This window comes from Micromonospora craterilacus (assembly GCF_003236315.1).
GTDB classification, from domain to species: domain Bacteria; phylum Actinomycetota; class Actinomycetes; order Mycobacteriales; family Micromonosporaceae; genus Micromonospora; species Micromonospora craterilacus.
The window spans coordinates 1-6,137 of the sequence record NZ_POTY01000324.1 but is presented as its reverse complement, the minus strand read 5'-3'; the positions used below and the strand labels follow the sequence as shown (position 1 = coordinate 6,137).

The window sequence follows — 6,137 nt, the reverse complement described above, 5'->3', positions numbered from 1 at the left end:
GTAACCCCCCAACGCCCTCCTCGGCAGCTGCACCGCTCCGTTGATCATGAAGTTGGCGGGCGGTTCGATCTCCGAAGCGCCCGACAACTTCATGATCGACCTGGTGGGTTGCGGCGCTGGTGTGGTGCGGGCGGTGGGTTGGGGTGGATGGGTAGGGTGCCGGCTATGCGCATCGACGCCCGAGGTCTGCGGTTCGACGTCATCGCCGGTGGCCCCGAGCAAGGCGAGCCGGTGCTGCTGCTGCACGGCTTTCCGCAGCATTCCGGCGAGTGGGCCGAGGTGGTGCCCGCGCTGCACGCCGCCGGGCTGCGCACGTACGCGCTGGACCAGCGGGGTTACTCGCCCGGTGCCCGGCCCGAGGCCGTCGAGGCGTACCGGCTGGCGGAGTTGGTCGCCGATGCGGTGGCCGTGCTGGACGCCCTCGGCGTCGGCACCGCGCACGTGGTGGGGCACGACTGGGGCGCGGTCGTCGGCTGGGCGCTGGCCGCCGGCCATCCCGACCGGGTACGCACGCTGACCGCGGTCTCCGTGCCGCACCCGGCCGCCATGGCGCACGCGCTGGCCGAGGACCCGCAGCAGAAGGCGCGCTCGGCGTACATGCTGCTGTTCCGGCAGCCCGGGGTGGCCGAGAAGACGCTGCTGGCCCTGGGCGCCACCGGGCTGCGTCGGCTGCTGCACGGGGTCGGCGACGCGGCGCGGGTGGCCACGTACGCCGATCCGATGCGCGAGCCGGGCGCGTTGACCGCGGCGCTGAACTGGTACCGGGCGATGTCCCGGGCGGAGCTGGCGGCGACCGGCCCGGTGGCGGTGCCGACCAGCTACGTGTGGAGCGACCGGGACGTCGCGATCGGGCGCCCCGCCGCCGAGGCGTGCGCCGCCCACGTGGTCGGGGACTACCAGTTCGTCGAACTGCCCGGGGTCAGCCACTGGATCCCGGACGAGGCGCCGACGCCGCTGGTCGAGGCGATCCTGGCCCGGGTACGCCCGGCCGCCTGAGCGAGCGGGCCGGCGGTGCCGGGCCGAGGCGCGGTCCCGGCGGAAACGGACCGGTAGGCGGCCGGAGGATTCGAGGAAGCGGAGAGAGCATGACGTTGAGTGCCGAGGGCTACCTGGCCACGGTGACCGCGACGCTGGACCGGGTGGCGCAGAGCCAGCGGGAGCAGGTGGCCCGGGCCGCCGACCTGATCGCCGAGGCGATCCGGGCGGACGGCGTGGTGCACGCCTTCGGCACCGGCCACTCCGAGGCCCTGGCGATGGAGATCGCCGGCCGGGCCGGCGGGCTGGTCCCGACCAACCGGATCGCGCTGCGCGACCTGGTGCTGCACGGCGGGGAGCCGACCGACGTGCTGGGGCCGAAGCTGGAACGGGATCCGTCGGTCGCCCACCGCCTCTACGACCTCGCCCCGATCGGCTCGCGGGACGTCTTCGTGCTCGCCTCGAACTCCGGCGTCAACGGCGCGATGGTGGAGTTCGCGTCGCTGGTCCGGCAGCGTGGCCACGGGCTGGTGGCGATCACCTCCGCGGCGCACTCGGCGCGGATGGAATCCCGACACCCGTCCGGCCGCAAGCTTGCCGATTTCGCCGACGTGGTGCTGGACAACGGCGCCCCGTACGGCGACGCCACGCTGCCGCTGCCGGGGGGCGGTGCGGTCGGCGCGGTCTCCTCGATCACCGCGGCGCTGCTCGCCCAGCAGATCGTGGTCGAGGTGGTGGCCCGGCTGCTCGCGGCGGGCGAGCGCCCGCCGGTCTACCTGTCGGCGAACATCGCCGGCGGTGATGCGCACAACGACGCCCTGGAGGCCCGGTACGCGGGACGGATCCGCCGGGGCTCCTGAACCCGACCGCCGTAGCCGGTGCCCGGGTCGCCGGCCGGCTCGACCGGACCGGCGCTGGCGCTGAGCCGGTTTCGTGTCACCCGGCGCGGGGCATCAGCCTGCCGTCGGGCGGCGGGAGTCGGGCCGGCGGAGGTCGTACCCCTCGGAGGTCCGCGGTGTCGAAGGAAACCGAGAAGCAGCGGTGGCAGCGCAACTTCGCCGACCTGCTGCAGGAGTTGCGGGTTGCGCAGACCGGCGTGCAGATCCTTTTCGCCTTCCTGCTCACCCTGCCGTTCAGCAACGGCTTCACGCGTACCACGCCGTTCCAGCGGGACGTGTACATCGTCGCGCTGCTCGCGGCGGCCGGCGCCACCGCGATGATCATTTCGCCGGTGGCCTTCCACCGGGCGCTGTTCCGGCAGGGGCGCAAGCCCGAGCTGGTGCGCTTCGCGCACCGGATGGCCACCGCCGGGCTCGGCTTCATGCTGGTCTCGATGGTCAGCGCGGTGCTGTTGATCAGCGACTTCGTGCTCGCCCGGCCGATCGCCTTCCTGCTCAGCGCGGTCACCGGGCTCTGGTTCCTCACCTTCTGGGTGATCCTGCCGTTCTCCCGGCGCAGCTGGGGTGACGACGACATCGACGACGACGAGGATCCGAGCGGGCTTGCCCTGGGTTGAGCGAACCTTTGTGGATAAACCGCGGCTACCTTTGGGTAACGAAGGCGGGTAACCTGCTGAGCAGGCGGAACAGTCCGAATGCCGGATCCAGCCCGGGGGTTTGCCGTGGCCATCGCCGAGAATCATCGTCCATCAGCCACCGACAGCCGTAGCGCCGACCCGCCGCCCGGCGCGGCGAGCCCGACGCCCGAAACGCAGGCGTCCGAAACGCGGGTGTCCGAGAAGGAGGCTCGTCAGGTCGCCGAGGCGGCCCGGCAGACCACCTGGGATCGGCCGAGCTTCGGCAAGGAACTCTTCCTGGGCCGGCTGCGGCTCGACCTGATCGACCCGTGGCCCCGCCCCGACCCGGCGGAGGAGGAGCGGGCGGCGGAGTTCCTCGGCCGGCTCCGCGAGTACGTCGCCGCCGAGGTGGACGGCGCGGCGATCGAACGCGACGCGCGCATCCCCGACGAGGTGTTCCAGGGGTTGGCCCGGCTCGGCGCGTTCGGCATGAAGATCGGCCAGGAGTACGGCGGGGTCGGGCTGAGCAACCTGCACTACTGCCGGGCGTTGATGCTGGTCGGTTCGGTCAGCCCGGCGATCGGCGCGCTGCTCTCCGCGCACCAGTCGATCGGCGTACCGCAGCCGGTGAAGATGTTCGGCACCGCCGAGCAGAAGCAGCGGTTCCTGCCCCGGCTGGCGGCCGGCGAGGTCTCCGCGTTCCTGCTCACCGAGCCGGACGTGGGTTCTGACCCGGCCCGGCTGGCGACCACGGCGGAGCCGACCCCCGACGGCACCGGCTACCGGCTCAACGGCGTCAAGCTGTGGGCCACCAACGGCACGGTGGCCACCCTGCTGGTGGTGATGGCCCGGGTGCCGGCGGCCGAGGGGCGGCGGGGTGGCATCACCGCGTTCGTGGTCGACGGCGACGCCGAGGGCATCACCGTCGAGCGGCGCAACGGCTTCGTCGGCCTGCGCGGCCTGGAGAACAGCCTCACCCGCTTCCACGACGTCTTCGTGCCGACGGAGAACGTCATCGGCGGCGAGGGCAAGGGCCTCCGGATCGCGCTGAGCACGCTGAACACCGGCCGGCTGTCGCTGCCGGCGATGTGCGTCGGCGCCGGCAAGTGGGCGCTGAACGTGGCCCGCGAGTGGTCCGCCGACCGGGTCCAGTGGGGCCGGCCGGTCGGCGAGCACGAGGCGGTCGCGCAGAAACTGTCCTTCATCGCCGCGACCACGTACGGCATGGAGACCATGCTGGATCTCTGCTGTCTGCTCGCCGACGACGACCGCAACGACATCCGGATCGAGGCGGCGCTGGTGAAGCTCTACGCCAGCGAGATGGCCTGGCGGATCGCCGACGAACTGGTCCAGATCCGGGGCGGTCGGGGGTACGAGACGGCCGATTCGCTGGCCGCCCGGGGCGAGCGCCCGGCGGCGGTCGAGCAGATCCTGCGTGATCTGCGGATCAACCGGATCTTCGAGGGCTCCACCGAGATCATGCACCTGCTCATCGCCCGCGAGGCGGTGGACGCGCACCTCTCCGTCGCCGGGGACATCATCGACCCGGATGCCGGGCTCGGCCGCAAGGCGAAGGCGGGCGCTCGGGCCGGCGCGTTCTACGCGCGGTGGCTGCCGACCCTCGCGGTCGGCAAGGGGCAGCAACCGATGGGGTACGCCGAGTTCGGCCCGCTGGCCGGGCACCTGCGGTACGTCGAGCGGGCCTCCCGGAAGTTGGCCCGGTCCACCTTCTACGCGATGTCCCGATGGCAGGGAAAGCTGGAGCGCAAGCAGGCGTTCCTCGGCCGGGTGGTGGACATCGGGGCGGAGCTGTTCGCGATGAGCGCGGTCTGCGTCCGGGCGTCCGCGCAGCAGTCGGAGCGACCGGAGAACGTCGAACTGGCCGACCTGTTCTGCCGTCAGGCCCGGGTCCGGGTCGACGCGCTGTTCACCGCCCTCTGGGAGAACACCGACTCGGTCGACGTGGCGGCGGCCAAACGCATCCTCGCCGGCCGCTACGCCGCCCTGGAGGACGGCGTGATCACCCCGCCCGACGACCTTCCCTGGGTCGCCCCCGGGCCGACTGCGGCGGGACCTGGACAACGAATCGCCGCAATCCGCCTCGGCGTCGGTTGACCGCACATGTCGTAGCTGGAGCTTAGGGTCGGCGCCATGACGACGACACAGTCACACACGCTCGCCGTACCCGGCGCCGACCTGTGCTACGACGTGCACGGACCGCTCCCGCCGGCCGGCGGTCGGCCCGCGCTACTCATGATCGGTCAGCCGATGACGGCGGAGGGCTTCGCCGCGCTCGCCGCGAATTTCAAGGACCGTACGGTTGTCACCTACGACCCGCGCGGTCTTGGCCGCAGCCTGCGGACCGACGGCCGGTCGGACAATACGCCGCAGCAGCAGGCGGCCGACCTGCACCTGCTGATCGAGGCGCTCGACTCAGGTCCGGTCGAGATCTTCGGGAGCAGCGGTGGCGCGGTGACCGCGCTCGAACTGGTCGCGACCCATCCCGGCGACGTCGTCACGCTGGTGGCGCACGAGCCACCGATCAACGCGGTACTTCCCGACGCGGAGGGCGCCGAGCGTGCCCGGGCCGCCTTCCACGAGGCGTACCAGGCGAACGGCTCCGGTGCTGGCATGGCCGCGTTCATCGCGATGACGTCCTGGCAGGGCGAGTTCACCGACGACTACTTCGCCCAGCCCACGCCCGACCCGGCGACGTTCGGCCTGCCAACCGACGACGACGGCACCCGTGACGATCCGCTGCTGTCGAAGAACTCGTGGGCGATCACCGACTATCGCCCCGACCCGGGTCTGCTCGCTGCGGCGTCGACCCGGATCGTGATCGCGGTCGGCGAGGAGTCCGCGGGAACGTACACCGCGCGTACCGCCCTCGGCATGGCGGCACTGCTCGGCCAGCAGGCGACGGTCTTCCCGAGCCATCACGGCGGATTCCTCGGTGGCCAATTCGGTTACGCCGGCAAGCCCGAGGAGTTCGCCGCGAAGCTCCGCGAGGTCTTGGCCACTGACTGACGGGCGCGTCAGCGGTGGGGGTCGCGGAGGCCGAGGCGGCGGAGTTCCAGGGCGGCGAGGGCGTCGACGGTGGCGTCGTCGCCGCGGCGCCACGCCTCGGCCACGTCGGGGGCGATCCGGGTCAGCTTGCGTAGCGGCTGCCCGGCCAGGGCGCGCAGGGCCAGCAGGTCCCGACCGGCGGGCGCGGCGGCCAGGGCCGCCGCCGAGCCGGCCCGCCGCATCCAGCGCACCCGCAGCGGCAGCCAGCCGAACAGCACCAGCCCGAGCGGCACGATCAGCATCCCGACGGCGAGTGCCAGGGCCAGTTGGTCGACGAGTTCCTGCTGGTCCCGTCCGGCCTCGGCAAGGGAGCGGGCCGCGTCGGCCGCCCGCTCGAAGGGGGCGGTCAGCTCGCCGCCCACCAACGGCACCCGGCCGACCTTCCCGCCGGCCTCGGCGAGGTTGTCGGCCAGCCCGCCGCCGGCCCCCTCCAGCTTCTGCCCGGGTACGGCCAGCCGCTGCACCAGGTCGTGCAGCCAGAGTGCGCCCCGGATCGCCGCGTACACCCAGGCGACCACGAGCAGGTCGGTGAGGAACTGTCGCAGCGCGGTCGGAAAGCGATCAGCGTAGATCTTCACGC

At 72.6% G+C, this 6,137-nt stretch carries 6 protein-coding genes; 5 read left to right on the top strand and 1 reads right to left on the bottom strand.

The genetic code is table 11. The annotated features are described in order from the left end of the window. Window positions 1-165: 165 nt before the first annotated feature. From C1I95_RS31135 to C1I95_RS31115, 5 genes are all read left to right on the top strand, one after another. Complete coding sequence (locus C1I95_RS31135) at window positions 166-996, top strand: alpha/beta fold hydrolase (RefSeq protein ID WP_111219315.1); 831 nt, start codon at window positions 166-168, stop codon at window positions 994-996. Window positions 997-1,085: 89 nt separating this feature from the next. Then, complete coding sequence (locus C1I95_RS31130; protein ID WP_111219313.1) at window positions 1,086-1,835, top strand: sugar isomerase domain-containing protein; 750 nt, start codon at window positions 1,086-1,088, stop codon at window positions 1,833-1,835. 155 nt (window positions 1,836-1,990) lie between these two features. Further along, on the top strand, window positions 1,991-2,491 hold the full coding sequence (locus C1I95_RS31125; RefSeq protein ID WP_111219311.1) for a DUF6328 family protein: 501 nt from the start codon (window positions 1,991-1,993) through the stop codon (window positions 2,489-2,491). 78 nt (window positions 2,492-2,569) lie between these two features. After that, the gene (locus C1I95_RS31120) at window positions 2,570-4,606 is read left to right on the top strand and encodes an acyl-CoA dehydrogenase family protein (RefSeq protein ID WP_111219309.1); all 2,037 of its coding nucleotides are present in this window, start codon (window positions 2,570-2,572) and stop codon (window positions 4,604-4,606) included. 36 nt (window positions 4,607-4,642) lie between these two features. Beyond that, window positions 4,643-5,518, top strand: a complete 876-nt coding sequence (locus tag C1I95_RS31115) for an alpha/beta fold hydrolase (RefSeq protein ID WP_111219307.1) — start codon at window positions 4,643-4,645, stop codon at window positions 5,516-5,518. Window positions 5,519-5,526: 8 nt separating this feature from the next. Here the strand turns inward: C1I95_RS31115 and C1I95_RS31110 are convergent. Further along, window positions 5,527-6,137, bottom strand: a 611-nt coding sequence (locus tag C1I95_RS31110) for a hypothetical protein (RefSeq protein ID WP_233513995.1), incomplete at its 5' end; no start/stop codon positions are given.